Annotated in this window: 14 protein-coding genes and 1 pseudogene; 7 read left to right on the forward strand and 8 right to left on the reverse strand. The window is 38.4% G+C overall.

Annotation, left to right across the window (positions count from 1 at the left end):
* Window positions 1-2: 2 nt before the first annotated feature.
* Genes pstA through B3P17_RS13455 form a run of 5 tightly spaced genes read left to right on the forward strand, consistent with a single transcriptional unit; the run spans window position 3 to window position 4,807 of the window.
* The gene (gene pstA / locus B3P17_RS13435) at window positions 3-857 is read left to right on the forward strand and encodes a phosphate ABC transporter permease PstA (RefSeq protein ID WP_252637032.1); all 855 of its coding nucleotides are present in this window, start codon (window positions 3-5) and stop codon (window positions 855-857) included.
* Window positions 858-870: 13 nt separating this feature from the next.
* On the forward strand, window positions 871-1,617 hold the full coding sequence (pstB, locus tag B3P17_RS13440; RefSeq protein WP_252637033.1) for a phosphate ABC transporter ATP-binding protein PstB: 747 nt from the start codon (window positions 871-873) through the stop codon (window positions 1,615-1,617).
* A gap of 55 nt (window positions 1,618-1,672) precedes the next feature.
* A complete protein-coding gene (gene phoU / locus B3P17_RS13445) occupies window positions 1,673-2,371 on the forward strand; it encodes a phosphate signaling complex protein PhoU (protein ID WP_252637034.1) in 699 nt (232 codons plus the stop codon).
* Window positions 2,372-2,414: 43 nt separating this feature from the next.
* The gene (locus B3P17_RS13450; RefSeq protein ID WP_006841561.1) at window positions 2,415-3,101 is read left to right on the forward strand and encodes a response regulator transcription factor; all 687 of its coding nucleotides are present in this window, start codon (window positions 2,415-2,417) and stop codon (window positions 3,099-3,101) included.
* Window positions 3,101-4,807, forward strand: coding sequence for a sensor histidine kinase (locus tag B3P17_RS13455; protein ID WP_252637035.1), 1,707 nt, complete (start codon window positions 3,101-3,103; stop codon window positions 4,805-4,807). Before B3P17_RS13450 ends, B3P17_RS13455 begins: the two co-directional genes overlap by 1 nt.
* A gap of 127 nt (window positions 4,808-4,934) precedes the next feature.
* On the opposite strand, the gene fsa is transcribed toward B3P17_RS13455, so the two are convergent.
* Entirely contained in the window at window positions 4,935-5,591 is a 657-nt protein-coding gene (gene fsa, locus B3P17_RS13460) for a fructose-6-phosphate aldolase (RefSeq protein WP_291105864.1), read from the reverse strand.
* 232 nt (window positions 5,592-5,823) lie between these two features.
* Between fsa and B3P17_RS13465 the strand changes: the two genes are divergently transcribed.
* Entirely contained in the window at window positions 5,824-6,732 is a 909-nt protein-coding gene (locus B3P17_RS13465) for a DMT family transporter (protein ID WP_135106568.1), read from the forward strand.
* 12 nt (window positions 6,733-6,744) lie between these two features.
* On the opposite strand, the gene B3P17_RS13470 is transcribed toward B3P17_RS13465, so the two are convergent.
* Both B3P17_RS13470 and B3P17_RS13475 read right to left on the reverse strand, forming a co-directional pair.
* The gene (locus B3P17_RS13470; protein ID WP_252637036.1) at window positions 6,745-7,494 is read right to left on the reverse strand and encodes a GNAT family N-acetyltransferase; all 750 of its coding nucleotides are present in this window, start codon (window positions 7,492-7,494) and stop codon (window positions 6,745-6,747) included.
* 33 nt (window positions 7,495-7,527) lie between these two features.
* On the reverse strand, window positions 7,528-9,555 hold the full coding sequence (locus B3P17_RS13475) for an OPT family oligopeptide transporter (RefSeq protein WP_252637037.1): 2,028 nt from the start codon (window positions 9,553-9,555) through the stop codon (window positions 7,528-7,530).
* Window positions 9,556-9,942: 387 nt separating this feature from the next.
* Between B3P17_RS13475 and B3P17_RS13480 the strand changes: the two genes are divergently transcribed.
* Window positions 9,943-11,991, forward strand: coding sequence for a M48 family metalloprotease (locus tag B3P17_RS13480; RefSeq protein ID WP_252637039.1), 2,049 nt, complete (start codon window positions 9,943-9,945; stop codon window positions 11,989-11,991).
* Window positions 11,992-12,026: 35 nt separating this feature from the next.
* On the opposite strand, the gene B3P17_RS13485 is transcribed toward B3P17_RS13480, so the two are convergent.
* The 5 genes and pseudogenes from B3P17_RS13485 to B3P17_RS13505 form a co-directional block, all read right to left on the reverse strand.
* The gene (locus tag B3P17_RS13485) at window positions 12,027-14,591 is read right to left on the reverse strand and encodes a hypothetical protein (RefSeq protein WP_252637040.1); all 2,565 of its coding nucleotides are present in this window, start codon (window positions 14,589-14,591) and stop codon (window positions 12,027-12,029) included.
* An 87-nt stretch (window positions 14,592-14,678) separates the two neighbouring features.
* Window positions 14,679-15,269 (reverse strand): sugar O-acetyltransferase, encoded by a 591-nt coding sequence (locus B3P17_RS13490; RefSeq protein WP_006841553.1) that lies wholly within the window; start codon window positions 15,267-15,269, stop codon window positions 14,679-14,681.
* A 10-nt stretch (window positions 15,270-15,279) separates the two neighbouring features.
* Window positions 15,280-16,555 (reverse strand): annotated as a pseudogene (locus B3P17_RS13495) (anaerobic C4-dicarboxylate transporter family protein).
* Window positions 16,556-16,613: 58 nt separating this feature from the next.
* Window positions 16,614-17,078, reverse strand: coding sequence for a GNAT family N-acetyltransferase (locus tag B3P17_RS13500; protein ID WP_252637044.1), 465 nt, complete (start codon window positions 17,076-17,078; stop codon window positions 16,614-16,616).
* Between the two features lie 48 nt (window positions 17,079-17,126).
* On the reverse strand, window positions 17,127-19,448 hold the full coding sequence (locus B3P17_RS13505) for a cation:proton antiporter (protein ID WP_252637046.1): 2,322 nt from the start codon (window positions 19,446-19,448) through the stop codon (window positions 17,127-17,129).
* Window positions 19,449-19,633 lie beyond the last annotated feature (185 nt).

A 19,633-nucleotide genomic window follows, 5' to 3' on the forward strand; every position in this document is an offset into this window, starting at 1 on the left:
TTATGGATAAGAAATTAAGTCAGCGTATTGCATTTATTATATTTCGTATACTCGGTATAGCAGTAGTAGGTATCCTTTTCTGGATATTAGGATTTATCATATACAACGGTGTAGGGGTTATCAATTGGGAGTTTTTAACTTCAGCTCCAACAGAAGGTATGACTTCGGGCGGAATATTTCCGGCTATCGTAGGAACTATGTATCTGATTATAGGCAGTATGATATTTGCTTTCCCATTGGGAGTAATGTCTGCTATTTATACAAATGAATATGCCGGAAACAGCTGGATTGTGAAATTCATACGCATTATGACCAATAATCTGGGGAGTATTCCTTCCATTGTTTTTGGACTTTTTGGTATGGCTTTATTTGTAAATACGCTCGGTTTTGGCGATTCTATTATTGCCGGTTCATTAACACTTGGCTTGCTTGTTCTTCCTCTTATTATTCGTACTACCGAAGAAGCACTCAAAGCTGTACCCGATTCGTACCGTACAGGAAGTCTGGCACTGGGAGCAACTAAATTGCAAACCATTCGTAGGGTTGTTTTGCCTGCTGCTCTTCCCAATATAACTACCGGTTTAATTTTGTCTATAGGGCGTGTATCAGGAGAAACTGCTCCGATTCTATTTACGGTTGCAGCCTATTTCTTGCCTAAGTTGCCCGAAAGTATGTATGATCAGGTGATGGCATTACCATACCATCTTTATGTAATAGCAACTAGTGGTACCGATATAGAAGCCTCTCGTCCTATTGCTTACGGAACGGCATTGGTTTTGATTGTCATTGTGTTATTTATGAATATTTTAGCTACTGTTTTAAGACGTTACTTCGGCAAAAAAGTAAAGACTAATTAATTAGAATAAGAAAATGATTGAAGCAAAAAATATAGATTTTTATTACGGAGACTTTCATGCATTGAAGGGTATAAATATGAAAATGGAGGCCAACACTATTACGGCTTTCATCGGACCTTCAGGATGCGGAAAGTCTACATTCCTACGCCTTTTTAATAGGATGAATGACCTTATCGACGGAACAAGACTTACCGGAGAGTGTTTAATTGAAAATGAAAATATATACGATAAGACAGTTCAGGTAGATGAATTGAGAAAAAGAGTAGGGATGGTTTTTCAGAAACCTAATCCTTTTCCCAAATCGATATTTGAAAATGTAGCCTATGGCTTGCGCGTAAATGACATGGCTAGTAAAAAAGATTTGGAGCAGCGAGTTGAAGAGTCTCTCAAGGCAGCAGCCTTATGGGATGAGGTGAAAGATAAACTAAAGAAATCGGCATTCGAATTATCGGGAGGACAGCAGCAACGTCTTTGTATTGCAAGGGCATTAGCCGTGTCTCCCTCTATCTTGTTGATGGACGAGCCGGCATCGGCTCTCGACCCGATCTCTACTTCAAAAATAGAGGAACTGATCCATAATCTTAAGAAAGACTATACAATTGTTATTGTTACTCACAATATGCAACAAGCGGCGCGGGTAAGTGATAAAACCGGATTCTTTATGTTAGGAGAATTGGTTGAATTCAGTGAGACAAAAAAGATGTTCTTAAATCCGCAAAAGCAAGAAACTCAAAATTATATAACCGGAAGATTCGGTTAAGAAGGAGTTTAAATTAAAATTAGTTTCTTAAAATTACAATTAAAAGAAGGAAGAGATGAATATGATGAAACATACAGAACGGGAAATGTTAGCTCTGAGAGAAGAGGTAAATCAGATGTGGAAGTTGGTTATATCTCAGTTAGAAAAAGCAAAACAATCTTTTCTTAATGGAGATGTAGAGCTTGCCCGTGAGATTGTAAGCCGTGAGAAGCGCGTGAATGCATTCGAGTTGAAAATAGATAGCGATTGCGAAAACTATATTGCTCTCTACAGTCCTGTGGCTGTAGACTTAAGGCTGATCTTATCACTCATAAAGATTAGTAGCACGTTGGAACGTATTAGTGATTTCTGTGATGGAATAGCTCGATATGTGATCGATGATGACTGTAATAAGCCGGGCTCACAATTGTTGGAAGAGTTGCAATTAGAAAGAGTATTCGATGTACTGATAGGAATGCTTTCGGATGTATTTGTAGCTCTCGAGTCGGAAAATACAAAAATAGCCGGTAAAATATTAGCCAAAGATGAAGAGGTAGATAATATCTATCGCAATGCCATAGATGTATTGACGGTCTATCTGGAAAATAACCCTACTTTTATATATTGCGGTTTGAAGCTTTTACTGCTTATTCGCAAGTTGGAACGCATTGGAGACCATTGTAGCAATATCGTAGAAGAGATTGTCTTTTATGTTGATGCCAAAGTTCTTAAACACTCGGGTAAAATAGGAAAAATTGAAAAAAAAGATGAGTAATTTCTTGAATAGCTTATCTTTGTAAAGAGTAAATACAGAATGTATGGGAAATAAGATCCTGATCGTTGATGACGAGAAAGACATTTGCGAGATATTAGAATTCAATTTAAGCAACGAAGGCTTTGACGTTGAATTAGCTTATTCGGCAGAAGAAGCTCTTAAGAAATTGAACCCCGATTTTTCTCTTATCCTCCTAGATGTAATGATGGGAGGAATGTCCGGCTACAAAATGGCGGAAAAGCTGAGGAAAGAAGGCAATAATATTCCTATTGTTTTCTTAACGGCCAAAGATACCGAGAATGATATGCTTACTGGTTTCTCGGTGGGAGGAGATGATTATATTTCGAAGCCATTCTCTATAAAGGAAGTTATTGCCCGTATCAAAGCAGTGGTAAAAAGACTGGAAGTCAAAAAAAATACAAAGGAGTCAACTACTGAGTTAACCTTTGCCGGTATTGTGATCAATATGGACAAAAAAGAATTAACTGTTGATGGAGAAAAAGTAGCACTTACAAAAACCGAGTTTGAGATACTTGCTTTATTGGCAACAAATGTAGATAAGGTGTTTTCTCGTGAAGATATTATCCAGACTGTATGGCGTGAAACCCCTTATATTACAGAGCGGACTGTGGATGTGCATATTGCCCGCCTGAGGAAAAAAATGGGAGAATACTCTTCACTTATCGCCAATCGTTCGGGTTATGGTTATAGATTTAATATAGGAGAATAATGAAGCTGACTTATAAGCAACGATTGTTTTTATACTTTGCTATTATTTTCACTCTATTTACTGCCGGAATCTTTGTTTTCGAGCAGTCGAGAGAGCGGAGGTTAAGAACTGAAGCATTGGAGGAAAAATTGGATGCTTATGCCGAAATCATTAACTCTAGTCATGGCTTCTTGTCTCTGGATAGCCTCGAACAGCTTCTTCCTTCAAATATACGCCTTACCTTAATCGATAATGACGGGAATGTATTGTACGACAACTCTGTAAAAGATGTGCATACTCTCGAAAATCATACAATGCGCCCCGAAGTACAAGCAGCAATAGCAAAAGGACGAGGTAGTAATATAAGAATGTCTGCTTCTCTCAACAAGGAATATCTATATTATGCAAAAAAGATAGGCAACGGTTATGTTCGGGTAGCCCTTCCATATGATATCCAAACACGGCGTTTTTTAGAGCCTGATAATTTATTTTTGTATTTTATATTAGCATTTTTCTTTATTATACTCATTCTGCTGAATGCCATAACAAACCGTTTTGGAAAATCGATCAGGCAGCTTCGAGATTTTGTAATGACTTCAGATAGTGATAAGCTTCCGAAGCTTGATTTTCCGAATGATGAATTGGGGCAAATAAGTACCAAGCTTGTAGAAAATTACAAACAGCTAAGAAGAAGCCAAAAGCGAATAGCTCTCGAACGAGAGAAGTTATTGCAACACGTTCATTCATCCGAAGAAGGAATTTGTTTCTTTTCGGCAGATAGAAATGTTGAATTTTATAATGGGCTATTTATTCAATATCTCAACACAATTTCGAGTGAACCGAATAGCAACCCCAAAGAAATATTCTCAGATAGTGCTTTTGATGAACTCAATGATTTTCTGTCGCGCGAAGATAAGGAAGAAAATTATTTTGAGATACATATAAGAAAGCATGGAAGACTCTTTATTCTGCGGTTGAATATATTCGAAGACCGTAGTTTTGAGATCGTACTGAATGACATGACAGAGGAAGAGAAAACCCGACTGCTGAAACAGGAAATGACAAGCAATATAGCACACGAACTGCGCACACCTGTAACAAGTATACGGGGATATCTCGAAACAGTACTTGTACAATTGGCTTTAGACGAAAGTAAGAAGCAGCACTTTATAAGTAAGGCTTACAATCAGACAATCATCCTTTCGGAATTGATAGGAGATATGAGTTTGATAACTAAAATAGAGGAAGCACCAACTTCTTTCCGAAAAGAAGAAGTAAACATTTATCAGTTGCTTAATGAATTGAATGACGATCTTGCGACAGCTTTACAAAGCAAAAATATAGTAATGACAACCAATAATATTCCCGAAAGTCTGACGATAAATGGGAATAGGAGTTTGTTATATTCTATCTTTCGTAATTTGGTGGATAATACTATTCGCTATGCAGGAGAAGATGTAACAATATGTGTAAGTGTATACAACGAAGACAAAGACTATTATTACTTCTCATTCTACGATACAGGAGTAGGAATCTCTGATGAAAAGCACTTGAAACGCTTATTCGAACGCTTCTATAGAGTTAATGAAGGGCGCACTCGTGATACAGGAGGTTCGGGCTTAGGGCTCTCTATCGTTAAGAATGCCATCGCATTTCACAATGGTTCTATTATTGCTAAAAATAGAAAAGAGGGTGGTTTGGAATTCTTATTCAAGCTAAAGAAGTAGAATCCTGATTTTATATTAAACCATCGCTTACAATCTCTTTGTCATCCTGAGGGAAACGAAGCATCTTTAGAGCCAGACTCAAAATAAATTCTTCACTTCACTCAGAACAACGAAAGATATTTCAGATTTATCCGTTTACTTTTTTATAATCGGCAAGGAATGTAACTAATCCACTATCTGTAAGAGGATGCTTAAGTAATCCTTTGATTGCAGACAATGGGCAAGTAGCAACATCAGCCCCTACTTCGATACACTGTATAATATGTTGAGTACTGCGGATAGATGCAGCCAACACCTGAGTAGACATATCATAAGTAGTATACATATCTACGATCTTACTTACTAGCTCGATGCCATCACTTGAAATATCATCAAGACGTCCAACAAATGGAGAGACATAGGTAGCCCCTGCTTTTGCTGCTAATAAAGCCTGACCAACAGAAAACACCAATGTGCAATTCGTGCGGATTCCTTTCTTCGTGAAATATTTAATCGCCTTGATTCCATCCTCTATACAAGGGACTTTCACAACAATGTTTTTGTGTAAAGCCGCAAGCTCTTCACCCTCGCGTATCATCCCTTCATAATCTGTAGAGATCACTTCTGCGCTGACATCTCCATCTACAATTTTGCAGATTTCCAAATAATGATTCCGTTGATTTTCTACTCCTTTTATTCCTTCCTTTGCCATAAGGGACGGATTGGTGGTTACTCCGTCTAATACTCCTAAATTGTTAGCTTCGCGGATTTGATCCAAATTCGCTGTGTCGATAAAGAATTTCATGATATGTTATTATATTTATGAATACTATCCTCTAATATCCGAATATATTTTAATTAAAACAAATCAGAAAGGCTGTTTGTTTCCGTTCTGGATATGCTTTATACTATCTTAATATATAGACAGATATAATTCTTTTGAACTCTGTTGAAAAGATTGTTTAGCAGATCGTTGCCATATGAGATAATACCTATTACTTTTGCAATCTCATTCTGGTTTATCTCAACAAAACGCTATGGCTATATCTAAACACTACTGGTATCATACTATTGCTATTCTCACTGTGATTGTTTGGGGTACTACCTTTGTTTCTACAAAGGTTCTTATAGGGTATGGATTATCTCCTTCCGAAATTCTGATCTATCGCTTCCTGTTGGCATATATAGGTATTTGGTTTGTCTGCCCGAAAAGGCTTTTTGCTAAATCTGTTAAAGATGAGCTCCTGTTTGTTGCCGCCGGACTATGCGGGGGTTCCCTCTATTTTGTATTCGAAAATACCGCACTGCAAATAACTCTGGCGTCCAATGTCTCTCTTATTATATGTACTTCTCCCATATTTACCGCCTTCCTTTCTTATTTAATGTACAGAAAGGAAAAATTGAAAGCATCCCTTATATTTGGCTCGCTCACTGCTCTGCTTGGGGTTGGCTTGGTTGTTTTCAACGGTAGCTTTATATTGCAGATCAATCCTCTAGGTGATATTCTGACAATATTGTCTGCCCTGTCGTGGGCTTTTTATGGGATTGTATTGCGCAAAGTCAACGGGCGTTATTCAACACTTTTTATTACCCGTAAGGTATTTATTTATGGTATAATTACCATGCTGCCTTTTCTTGCTTTTAGCCCTTCATCCCTTCATCCCGAATTGCTTGTGCAGCCTGTTATTATTGCTAACCTGTTGTTCTTAGGCCTGATTGCTTCATTGCTTTGTTTTATAGCATGGAACACAGCTGTAAAAGAACTTGGTATTGTGCAGACATCCAACTATATCTACTTCGTACCGCTGGTAACACTGCTTACTTCTGCCATTGTAATAGATGAACATATTACATTGGTTGCTCTTCTAGGGTCTGTGTTTATTCTATTCGGTGTATATGTTGCCGAGAAAGGATTCAGATTTGGGTTGAAGAAAAAGGTTGTATAAGAAAATATATTTTCAGCCTTTGAGTATTCTCTTTAAATAGGATATATCTAACAGGTTCACAGTCTCAAAAGTTCCTTTATAAAATACTCCCCAGTTGTTGAAAACGCAAGGCAGCTCTTTTGCCTTTTGCAGCGTATCCACTTGAATGAATGACACCGGGACGTTGTTCGTTTCGCAATACTCTTTTGTCATCTCAATACTCTGATAGACATAGGGACATTGCATATCATAATAAATTGTAAGCTCTTTGTTTGCTATTTTCAGGCTCTTGGCATTTTGTGTAAACTGAGGTGTTGTTCCGTCAAGAGAAAGTGCTAGTAATTCATATCCATTGTCGGTCGTATCAACAACCTCGAATCCAAACCTTTTTGCAAATGATTGATCAGAGAGCCACGATTTTTGTTTTTGTGCTCCCAGCATGCAGATGCCCGATTTGCCCTTTTTCTTTGCATCAGCCAGGCAATACTCCATTAGCGATCTTCCATACCCTTTTCCTTTATAATTGCCCAAAACCCACAAGCAATATACATAGTAATAGTTGTCGCCGATTATGGGAACCCAAGCCCTTTCCAAAGGGGCATATTCGATAAAAACGGTAGCCTTTGCATTTAGTTTTCTAAAGACATGGCCCTCATTCAGTCTGTCTGAGAGCCATTGTCTTTTTGCTTCAATACCTTGATGGGTCTTTTTACTACGGATAATGCAGCATAAGTGCTCATCGGTAAGGTTTTCTATTGTTAAGTTTACAAAATCATCAATCATCTGCTTTTGTTTCAAACTAACATATATCTCGTCTTATTTCAGTCCGCCTTTCTTAGCTTTCATTGATGAATAGCCCAGATAGAATATGATTACGGCATACATCAACAACGCGAGCCATTGTGAGCCTGCAGAGTCTAACCATTCTTTATTTACCAGATCAACTCCTCCGAAACGTAAGGTTGCGCTAACAACACCCATCAAAGCACCTCCGGCAATGAATCCTGATGCCAATAATGTTCCTTTGTCCAATCGTGCCGAATTCAATGCTTTATCTTTGCTACGACTGCCTACATACCAGTTTACTGCACCACCAACCAATAGCGGCACATTCAGTTGAAGTGGGATAAACATTCCTAAGGCAAATGCAAGAGCCGGTACTCTGAAAAATGTAAGCAATAGGGCGATCAATGCTCCAATGCCATATAGTATCCATGGTGCACCAGTACCCGACATCAGAGGGTCTATAACGGCAGCCATTGCGTTAGCCTGTGGAGCTACAAGAGCACCCTCTCCGGTAAAGCCGTACGTATCGTTCAATATGATCATTACTCCTCCTACTGTTGCAGCAGAAACGAGTGTTCCTAGAAACTTCCACGATTGTTGTTTAGCCGGAGTTGTTCCCAGCCAATAACCGATCTTTAGGTCGGTTATAAATCCACCTGCCATAGACAGGGCCGTACATACTACCCCTCCCATAATCAGGGCTGCTACCATACCCGAAGTACCTTTTAGTCCTACTGCCACCATGATAACAGAGGCAAGGATAAGGGTCATCAGTGTCATTCCCGAAACAGGGTTTGTACCCACTATGGCAATCGCATTGGCAGCTACAGTGGTGAATAAGAAAGCAATTATGGCTACAACAAGAATAGCAATAACAGCATAGAACAGATTATGCATTACTCCCAGATAGAAGAAAATGAATGTTGCAAGCAACGCTACTATTACTCCGATAGAAATTATTTTCATTGGGAGATCAAGCTGGGTACGCTTATCTATCTTCGATGCATCTTTATTCCCTCCTTTAAATTCTTTAGAAGCAAGTCCTACAGCACTTTTGATAATAGGCCATGACCGAATGATACCGATTATCCCCGCCATTGCGATACCTCCGATACCAATATGGCGTGCCATAGATGAGAATATCACTTCAGGGCTGGCTGATGATATTCCATCAATAAGCCCTCCTCCGGGCAAATAAGCTGCGGGATTTAACATTTGCAATGTCGTATCTCCTAATAATGGCATAAGAGGAACAAGCACGAACCAAACTAATGCCGAACCGGCACAGATGATAGCGGCATATCTTAATCCTACTATATATCCCAAGCCGAGAACCGCTGCTCCAACGTTGACACTGAATAGCATCTTCGCTTTATTGGCTAAGGCTTCACCGTAGGGGATTACACGCGATGTAAAGGTTTCGCCCCATGCGCCGAATGTAGCTATAACAAAGTCATAAAGTCCACCTATCAGCCCCGCCATAATAAGGGGCTTGGCCTGATCTCCTCCTTTTTCGCCCGATACCAGTACTTGTGTAGTGGCGGTAGCTTCGGGGAAAGGATATTTTCCGTGCATATCGGAAACAAAATATTTGCGGAAAGGAATAAGAAACAAGATTCCTAATATACCTCCGAGCAGTGAACTAAGAAATACCTGAAAGAAATCGACCGAAATATCGGGATATTTAGCTTGCAGGATGTAAAGTGCAGGCAGGGTGAATATAGCGCCGGCTACAATAACCCCGCTACTTGCCCCAATGGATTGTATTATAACATTTTCTCCAAGTGCGTTTTTACGCTTGGTGGCGCTTGATAGCCCTACGGCAATAATAGCGATAGGGATAGCGGCTTCGAATACCTGTCCTACTTTCAGACCCAGATAGGCTGCTGCAGCACTAAACAAAACGGCCATCAGCAGTCCCCACATAACCGACCATGGCGTAACTTCTTTGTATTGCTTATTGGGAGACATTATGGGGTTGTACTCTTCTCCCTCTTTGAGCTCATGAAAAGCGTTTTCAGGTAATCCGCTTATCTTGTCTTCATTTTCTGTTTTCACGGGCTAACTATTTTTTTGTTACAAATTTCTACTGAAAGTATTACAGATACAAATCTACATTATTTTTTACAGTTATGAAAAAGAACTTATTCCAACATCTTTTTTATTTCCAACATCATAAAGTTTTAAAAGTGACAAAATGCGATTTTTATACGATAATCCCAAATTCTTATTAAGTGTCACATTGTAAGTTTATTACTGGATGTTTTGAGAATAAAAGGTGACAAAAGTGACACTTTTTAGCCTGTCTTTATCTGTCACCTTTTTGTTCTGATCAGTAACTGATATAAGATAAATTATGGATTATAAAACGCAGCCTGTTTTGTATCTCATTTTATTTAATATTTTTGTTTTCTCAAGTAGAAATAAAACTATATCTATTATACTATGAACATACAGTTATCTGATAATTTCAGGAAGAAAACACTTGGTGCTATTTTTTCTATAGTCGTTTTCATTATTGTTTATATAATGTTGCTTATCCTCGCTATAATGCTTACTGCATTATGTGCCTATGGGGGTATTATGCTTATAGTAAACTTTCCTAAATTTATAACTATTTTATTAGGAATAGGGTTGGCCAGTATTGGAATTATAATTCTGTTTTTCTTATTTAAATTTTTATTTAAAGAACACTCCGTAGATAGGAGTCATTTAGAAGAAATTACCTCTAAAGACTATCCTCGGTTGTTTGGTATGATAGAAGAAATAGTAGTAGAGGTGGGAACAAAGTTTCCTAAGAAAGTATATATGTCGAGTGATGTAAATGCTGCCGTATTTTATGATTCCAGTTTCTGGAGTATGTTTTTCCCTATTTCTAAAAATCTGCAAATAGGCATGGGGCTTGTAAATACAGTTACAGAACAAGAACTGAAAGCAATACTAGCCCATGAGTTCGGGCACTTTTCTCAACGCAGTATGAGTGTAGGCAGCTATGTATACAACGTGAATCAGGTAATCTATAACATGCTGTACGAAAATGAGTCGTTCGACAAGATGATAAGTGGCTGGGCGAGTATCACAGGCTATTTTTCTATTTTTGTGATTATAGCCGTCAAAGTGATTCAGGGAATTCAGTGGGTATTGAGAAAATTATATGATTATGTTAACCTGAAACATTTAGCACTATCAAGAGAAATGGAATTTCACGCCGATCAGGTAGCTGCTAATGTAGCAGGTAGCCTAGCACTTCAGGAATCATTGGTGAGGCTCGATCTTGCGCAACATGCTTATAATCTTGCGATCAACTTTTATGAAAAGAAGAGCGATGATAAGATAATAAGTGAGAATCTATATCAAGATCAATTGTTTGTTTTAGATATTCTTGTAAAGGAAAATAATACGCCACTCAAAAATAACTTACCACTGGTTGCATTAGAAGACCCCAGGAAATACAATAAGTCTAAGCTAAATGTAGATGATCAATGGGCTTCGCATCCAACTACAGAGGAAAGAGTAAATGCCTTGATAGAGCTTAATATCACGAAGGATAGTGTAAAGAATAATCTGGCAATAGATTTGTTTTCGAATGATGGTACAATCGAGAAAAAAATGACTGTAAAAGTCTTTTATTATTCTACGTTCGACAAAGATGTCAGACGGTTGACTATAGACGAATTTAAGAAAGAGTTTATAGACGATTATAATAAAAATACTTTTCCAAAACAGTATAATGGTTATTATGATGAAAAGAATATTATTCCATTTGACCTATCGGAGATAACAGATTTTTCACAAATAGAGGCAATGGATAGATTATTTGCGAAAGAAAAGGTTGATATGGTCTATAGTTATATTTCGATAGAAGCAGATAGAAACACGTTGAATAATATTTACACAAAGAAAGTTCCTATCAAAAGGTTTGAATATGATGGAAAGAAATATATGAGAAAGGAAGCCGGAGCGTTGGAGGTAAAACTAGATGCCCAAATGCAAGCTCTTAAGGCAGAAATAAAAAAGAACGATATAGCTATTTATCGCTTTTTCTATAATCAGGCGAAAATAAGAGGGATCGAAAGTGAATTGAAGACTAAATATATTACTCTTTTTGATGAGGATATGGGTTACGAAAAAAAGTTCCAGCTTTTCTCGAAGTTTACAGAACAAGCCGATTCCTTGGGGCGGGCAACATCAGATGAACAGGTGGAAGATATATTTAGAGAGTTTTCCGAATTGGAAATAATATTGAAGCAAGAGCTAAAACAATTTTTGAAAAAAAATCTTTTGGCACAGGAAATTACAAAAACGATGAATGATAACCTGAGTAATTACTTCGGAGGAAATTGGTCTTATTCAAAAAATCCGGACTCTGATCAGGAGTATTTAGATACAATGTTTCAAGCAGTAAATTATTATTATTACTTTATATCGAGGAGTTACTTTTTATCCAAGCGAGATTTATTGGACTTTCAGATAGCTTTGTTAGCAGAAAGGTAATTGTAAATAAGCTTATTCCTTATTCGGGTTGTAAATCAAAATCCCATACCAAGCTCAAACATTAGCCTGTTGGCATCGCTCGAACCAAAATAAGAGAATTTACCTGTGAATTTGCGCAGTAATGTTAGCCAGAATCCTCCTCCATAAGAGGAATGCCACTTTTGTGAAACATCTTCAGGATACCATACACGTCCATGATCTACCCCAACAAATATTCCATAGTTAAGCGGAGTGAGGGGATTGTTGAGCCGTCCCATATCGAGCCGTATATCCGAATATTGATAGAATGAATGACGACCGATGAAGCGGTTGCTCCGATATCCTCTCAGCTCGGTTGTTGCTGCCTGAAAGAAATCATATTTGTCAGAGAACAGGCTTTTTCCTTTAAGTAGAGTAGCAAAAGTAATTCTGTCTGTTAGTTTAAGATTGAACCCGAATTCTCCTGTTGTATAAGCAAAATTGTTCTGAGGTTTGGTTACGTTTACAGTCCAACCCGACGAAACGGAGAACTTGACAGACGAAACAAAAGATTGCATTTTCTTATTGAACTCATACGCCGCCCCAAGATCAACAAAGTATTTGGTAGAGAATATGGAGTTATCATCATCGTAGAATGTATTGATGAAGCGATCACGATTTTTAGGGTTCTTCACTTTATACGATTCTATGGAAGTGTAGATGTTGAATGTCTGGTCTTTGTTTATATTGTAATACAAAGACGGCTTTAACATGTACTTTTTGATATTAACACGATTGTAATTCTTGTTCTCATTTTTATAACCATCCGTGTTGTTGCCGAACCCGAAGAAGTTGCTAAAATAAGAAGGGCTACCTACCAGAGCCAATACGTGCAGGCTCTTTTTCTCATCATAGCTTGGAAAAATTCCCTGATATATAAACCCATTGTTTAAATCGTAGCTTATCTGATGTCTTCGAGTGTAAGGAGCTCGCCTAAAACCGTATACGGTGTACGAAAAGGATGTCCCGAGATTCAAACCCAAATCGGAGTCATAGATTCCTATCGGAGTGACAGAAAGTGATGTGTGTCTCAATCGCTGATAGTCATACTCCAATGCACTTTCGTCGTTAGGGATAATTACTTTTGCGTTCTTGGTGGCTTTTAGCTGTTCTTTCTCCGACTTCGACTCGTAAATAAATACGTTATTACCTTGTTTTACCTCATAGTCGTTATTATCGTTACCTCCAATAAGTAAGATCGCAATATTTCTTCTCCGTTTATTTACTTCGAAGCTGTCTTCACCTCCTAGTCCGTATAGCCATATTTCTTTTGTCCGTTTTGGTGAATATTTCTTATAAAAAGTTAGCTTATTGGTGTTTTTATCAAAGATGCGTATGTGCAATTCCTTTCCATTCTGATCTATTACAAACTTCTCGCTTCTATCTGTACCCGTTATAACCGGATTCTTTTGTAAAGTAGTATAATATTTCAAAGCGATATCCTCCAGATTTTTTCTTCTGGCTTTAAGTCTTTCTTTTAGTTTGTTGATATCCTCATTTTGCATTTCCTTCGGTAGTGCCGAAAACGCATTGTCTATATCCCTATCTGTTAAGTCTAATTTTAATATTCGTGCTTGCTCTTGCCAGTCTTCGGCTGTGCTTCTTTGCGTAATTGCAATATCGAGAGGCTGAGCCAGTGTGTTTATTTTCTTGATATTTTTTATAGGAGCTTCATAGTTGGTAATAAAGCCGACACCCAGCATTCCTAATAGTCCTTTGAAGAGAAAACCGTCTACTTTGGAGAAAGCATGGCTTCTGTCTATCACCTGGGGTTGATATATAACGGAATCACCTTTCTGAGTTGATATCCAGTACCAGTTTTCCGATACTTTGTTCCAATCGCCGATAAGCATATCAAACAATCGCATCTTGATATATAAGTCCTGATCTACTGATGTAGGACTCGTGCTGTGGAGGCTATCTATTAATGTCTCTACATTGGTGAGAATCTTTTTATTCTTCAAAGCAGGCAGCTCTGATATACTCACGAGCTTATTCTTTAGTTGATTATCGTCTATAATCGTGTCCGTCTGGTCGTCAAGCATGTAGTAAATACGGGTATTCATCGAACAAATATTTGCCGACCTTGCCAACTTTTCCGACACAAGAAACATATATGGATGAACGATTGTATACGCTTCAGTAATAAAATCATCCAGATATGTATCTTTAAAATCTTCATGATGATATACATCCCTGAAAAATTTGGACTCCAAAAAGCTTGATGAGCCGCCAAGTGGCTTTAGCATAAATAGCTGGTCTCGTTTGTTCTTCAGAATAAACGCATGAAGCATCGGGCGTTCGCTGATAATGGATAGCCCTCCATAGGATGAATCTAAAGATACTGCTTTGGCTGTGATGGGTTTGTAGTATACGTCTCTGTAATGTTTTCCCCACGCCCAGGTATAAAACGAACTGTGCTTTTTCTTTTCGTTAGAATAGATAGGCTTTTCTATATTTTGCCCAATGCGCACAGGTATAGAATCATCCGCATTATCTTGTGCCAATACATTTAGCGAAGTAAAGTGTAAGCAGATAAAGCTGAATATTGTGATGTAATATTTGAGGAGTGGTTTAAGCAATATTTTACAGTTTATTTCTGGTGTAATAATGTTTTGTTGTAGAGTATCGGTGTAAATGTAATTAAAAAAACGAAAAGCAAACTCAATTTACTTTAATTCTCTTATTACTTTACATGGATTGCCTGCTGCAAGACAATTTGCTGGAATCGATTTTGTGACCACACTCCCTGCTCCGATAGTAGTATTGTCGCCGATAGTTACACCGGCAAGTATAATAGATCCCCCGCATATCCATACATTAGAACCGATAGTTACCGGTGCCGAATCTATTTTCCAGAACGAAGGTGCTGCATTCTCATCGGTATTGTAAGATAAGCGTTCATTCGGGTTTACGGGATGCGAAACAGCGTATATCTGTACATTGGGACCTATACCTGTATTATTCCCGATTGTTATTTTGTTGCAATCAAGAAACACACAATTCATATTGATTTCGCAATTGTCTCCAATATGGATATTTTCACCATAATCGACATAAAAAGGTGCAGTAATCCAAACGTTTTCTCCTTTCGATCCAAGGATCTGACCGAGCAATTTATCTAGCGTTTCCTTATCGTCGCTCGCTGTTTGGTTGTATTGCTGTGTTAGTTTTTTTGCCAAATGCCAGCGTGTAATCAATTCGGTATCTCCCGGATCATAATATTCGCCTGCCAGCATTTTTTCTTTCTCTGTTTTCATTTTGTATATTTTATAAACCTGTTAAAGTAATGATTAATAACCCTACGCACACAGCGGTGATCGTAGCCACTAGCCCCGGAAGCATAAACGAGTGATTGAGTACCCATCGTCCGATGCGGGTTGTTCCTGTACGGTCAAAGTTGATAGCAGCCACTACTGTTGGGTAGTTGGGTAAGAAAAAGTACCCGTTGACTGTAGGGAACAATGCGATAAGCATCCAGGGCGATATACCCAGAGCAATACCTAATGGCATCAATGCCCGTACGGTTGCAGCTTGACTGTATAATAGAATAGACATAACAAATAAGGCGACACCAAATATCCAGGGCATGGAGGTAACAACCCCTTCTATAGAAGTACGAAGTTGCTCCATGTTGCCGTTGATAAAAGTATCTCCCNNCTTGCATTCCTGCAACAAATACAGACCCCTGAGCCGCTTTTATACCATCGGTACGTGTTAAGAGCAGAATCAGTGCAGCAGCCGAAAGCATCAGTATTTCTATAATGATGGGCATATTCAGCGTTTTACCTCCTATCTGTCTTAAGCCGTCTACAGATCCGAAAAGAATAATGAGAACGGTAGCCAATATAAAGATAAGGACAGATAACCCTGCTTTACTTTTTAGACTATATTTTTTTTTGTCGGAGACTTTATCTTGGCTGAACATTCCTGCACGGAGGCGTTTAAGATATTCGGTATCTTCGTGTAATTCCTTCCCCATACGCATACTCACTAATGCACCAAGCAATACACCTATCAGGGTTGAAGGTATGCTTATCATTAGGATGTTTAGTGAGGATATATTGTATCCGGCAAGCATGCTCAATAGCGCAACCGTTGCCGCAGAGATTGGGCTGGCGGTTATGGCTTGTTGTGAAGCAATTACGGCAATTGACAGAGGTCGCTCGGGGCGTATTTTCGTTTCTCGTGCTACTTCGGCTATCACCGGTAATACGGAGTAGGCTACATGTCCCGTTCCGGCGACGAATGTGAATAGATATGTGACGATTGGGCTGAACAGTGTGATCCGTTGCGGGTGTTTACGCAGGAATTTTTCGGCAAGGGATACCATAAGGTCGAGCCCGCCTGCAGCCTGCATACAGCCCGCTGCTGCTATTACAGCGACTATCATCAGCATCACGTCGATAGGAGGGGAGGTTGGCTCCAGGCCAAACCCGAAGACCAGAATAGCTAATCCGAGACCACCCATCACTCCAAGTCCAATACCTTGCAAACGCGCGCCTACAATAATTGCGGCAAGTATAAAAAGAAACTGAATCAGCATATATTGCGATCAAAATGTTTAAAATATAACGACAAAAATAGATGATTGTTTTTGTCTGTCATAATTTTAAGCGCATGGATGTATATGAAGGCTCAACAAAACCTAATTTTTTATATAGTTCCTTACCGTCATCTGTTGCGTTCAGATCGATAGAAGAAACCCCTTTCTGCTTCGCTTCACTTATTATCTCCCCAATAACCTGTGAAGCAATGCCCTTGCGCCTAAATTCAGGATAAGTAACGACATTTAGCAATGTACCTGTCAATCCCGTTATAAAAGAAGGGTTTGCAGGCCTTTCTTGTATGATAAGGAATGCGGCAGATACTATTTTGCCTGTTGGGTGTTTAGCTATCACAGCTATGAAATCTTCCAACGGGATATGTTTTGCCAAATAAACTTTTAGTTGAGACTGGATATCCTTTTCGTTTTGATCTGATAAACGTCCCTGATCCATTGTCAAGAAATCAATCCGAAGTTGGATCAGATCGTCAATATCATCCAAAGTTGCTTTGTAAATATTCATTATTGTTGTTGCTAAAAAAATTATACCCCGATTTACCTTTCTAACTTTTTAAAGATGAAGATTCTCTTTTACAAAACCATATATACTTTGCTTATCCCCGATAATCCATAAAATATCCCCTGTAGAGAAGGTTGTATTTGCCGGAGGGTTGATTTTAACTGTTCCTTTACTTTCAAATCCCACGACAAAGCATTTCTTTTCTTTGCCCATTTCCGATTCGTATAGGCTTTTGTTGTTCAGAACAGAATTTTCTTCCACGATGAGCGATATACATTTGATGTTGGAATGCGGATCATTGTCTTGCTGCTTAGAGAATTCGTGTATTGTACGCAAGGTGCTCTTAAACATTGTTATGCAATTCTTCATAGTCATCAGGCGGTCGATATTCATAATGTTTCCGGCCACTAAGAGCAGGTCGCCGGACTCTAGCACAAAGTTTCCGTTCGGAAAATATAGATCTTCTTCGCCTCTGCGTACTGTAATAATGATCAGATCGTATCGTTGTCTGAAGTCGGTATCTTTAAGCATTTTATGTTCATATTCAGAACCGGGTTCCAGTTTGAATTTCCCTACATACAGGTTGCTTTCTATCCAGTTTGTATTGTCGAGATCGTAAACGACTACTCCATCGTTCTGCTTTAGGGAATTTCTTCGTCTTTCTTCCAATATCCTCTGGTTGAAGTTTACTACAAACCTGTATTCTATTTTCCAATATAGCTTGAGCAGGTGCTTCGACTGTATCACAAGGAAGATAAGCACGCCTGCAATCAGTACCGATACCCAAACAGGGATAGCTAGAAACAGCCATAAAAGAACATAGATAAAAGCAAAAGCAATGATAAACCGAAGGAGTATTAACGAAGATAGTATAATCCGGTTTTTTACACTTCGTTGCCAAAGTTTCAATATCAGGTAAGGCTGTTGCCCTCCTCTATAGACAAGCCCTTTGAGAATTGGAGAGATAGCTAGAAAAGTGATTACAAGGCAAATAATATTTCCCCAAGGTTCTGCCATATGTTCGTTGATAAATGGAGCGATGAAGCTCGATGTAACGATAATAGCACCAATACATAATGATATGAAAACAATGACATTCGATATGTAATTAGTTAAAAATACACTCCAGTCACTTTGATTTTTAGGATTTTCAAGCCTTTCGTCTTTTTCAAGTATTTTCTGCCTCCATGAGTCGGGTATGGTTTTCATCATCCAATTATAGAAAGGAATGCTTGCAGCCATAAGGTATGGAGTAGTAAAGGTAGTAAGTATAGAAACGGCAATAATGATAGGATAAATAAAATTGTCGGCCAACTGATAGGCTATCGCCGAACTTGCCACGATAAAAGCAAACTCACCCACCTGAGCCATACTGAACCCCGACTGAATGGATACTAACATCGATTCGCCCGATAAGCGTGCTCCTATAGCAGTGAATATTATTTTTCCTAATAAAACAGCCAATGTAATAATGATTACACTCACGAGGTTCTCTTGTATTACGGTAGGATTCATCATCATACCCACCGAAACAAAAAAGACGGCTCCGAAAAAGTCTTTTATCGGTTTGGTGAGGGTTTCTATTTTCTCAAGCTTTATTGTTTCTGCTAAAATAGATCCCATGATAAATGCGCCCAATGCCGAAGAAAGTTCAACCTCTGTAGCAAATACTACCATACCCAAACATAAGCCTAAGGAAATGATAAGCAGTGTTTCATCATTGAGCCATTTTTTTGCTTTTTTGAGAAAGGTAGGTATAAGGAAGATACCACATACAACCCATACGACCATAAAGAAGATCAATTTTCCTAAGCTGAGCAACATTTCGGTGCCTTCAAAGTGGCGGCTTACGGCAATCGTTCCCATAAATACCATGACGAGGATGGCAAAAAGGTCGTCAAATATAAGTATGCCGAAAACTACTTCTGTAAAACGTTTGCCTCTATATTTCGGATCTTCGAATCCTTTTACGATAATAGTAGTGGACGACAAACAGAGCATACAGCCCAATATAAGACTGTTCCACGTACCCCATCCGAGCCATAACCCTATAAAGTAACCGGATACACCGAGCCCTATGGCAATCATGATGAGTGTTATAAATCCTGTCTTTCCGTTGCTTATAAGTTTCTTGAAGCTAAATTCAAGCCCCATACCAAATAAGAGGAATATAACGCCAATCTCTGCCCAGATACTTATATTTTCTGAATCGGTAACTGTAGGGAAAAAACTGGAGTGCGGCCCTGTCAAGAATCCTGCAACTATATATCCTAATACTAAAGGTTGGTTTAACCATTTGAATATGATGGTTATTATTCCCGCAATTATCAATATAAAAGCTAAATCGCTAATTATAGATGGTAAATGAGTCATTATGTTTATTTTATATGTGAACTAGAACTTTCTTTTTAGACAAAACTATTTCATGTGGATAGTTTATTTATCTACAAATGAATACTCTATATAATCTATTATTTGTGAATATAATTTAACCCTTCAGTAATCCTAGCAATTAGGAAATGGTTAAAAATACAGTATTTCACGCTTTTATGGGTATA

The sequence above is a fragment of the Dysgonomonas sp. UBA7630 genome (assembly GCF_002483985.1).
GTDB lineage: Bacteria > Bacteroidota > Bacteroidia > Bacteroidales > Dysgonomonadaceae > Dysgonomonas.

What these genes read in the sequence shown, in the direction of transcription:
- pstA (WP_252637032.1), top strand. Translation starts at nt 3, where the DNA reads ATGGATAAGAAATTAAGTCAGCGTATTGCATTTATTATATTTCGTATA.
- pstB (WP_252637033.1), top strand. Translation starts at nt 871, where the DNA reads ATGATTGAAGCAAAAAATATAGATTTTTATTACGGAGACTTTCATGCA.
- phoU (WP_252637034.1), top strand. Translation starts at nt 1,673, where the DNA reads ATGAATATGATGAAACATACAGAACGGGAAATGTTAGCTCTGAGAGAA.
- B3P17_RS13450 (WP_006841561.1), top strand. Translation starts at nt 2,415, where the DNA reads ATGGGAAATAAGATCCTGATCGTTGATGACGAGAAAGACATTTGCGAG.
- B3P17_RS13455 (WP_252637035.1), top strand. Translation starts at nt 3,101, where the DNA reads ATGAAGCTGACTTATAAGCAACGATTGTTTTTATACTTTGCTATTATT.
- fsa (WP_291105864.1), bottom strand. Translation starts at nt 5,591, where the DNA reads ATGAAATTCTTTATCGACACAGCGAATTTGGATCAAATCCGCGAAGCT.
- B3P17_RS13465 (WP_135106568.1), top strand. Translation starts at nt 5,824, where the DNA reads ATGGCTATATCTAAACACTACTGGTATCATACTATTGCTATTCTCACT.
- B3P17_RS13470 (WP_252637036.1), bottom strand. Translation starts at nt 7,494, where the DNA reads ATGATTGATGATTTTGTAAACTTAACAATAGAAAACCTTACCGATGAG.
- B3P17_RS13480 (WP_252637039.1), top strand. Translation starts at nt 9,943, where the DNA reads ATGAACATACAGTTATCTGATAATTTCAGGAAGAAAACACTTGGTGCT.
- B3P17_RS13490 (WP_006841553.1), bottom strand. Translation starts at nt 15,269, where the DNA reads ATGAAAACAGAGAAAGAAAAAATGCTGGCAGGCGAATATTATGATCCG.
- B3P17_RS13500 (WP_252637044.1), bottom strand. Translation starts at nt 17,078, where the DNA reads ATGAATATTTACAAAGCAACTTTGGATGATATTGACGATCTGATCCAA.
- B3P17_RS13505 (WP_252637046.1), bottom strand. Translation starts at nt 19,448, where the DNA reads ATGACTCATTTACCATCTATAATTAGCGATTTAGCTTTTATATTGATA.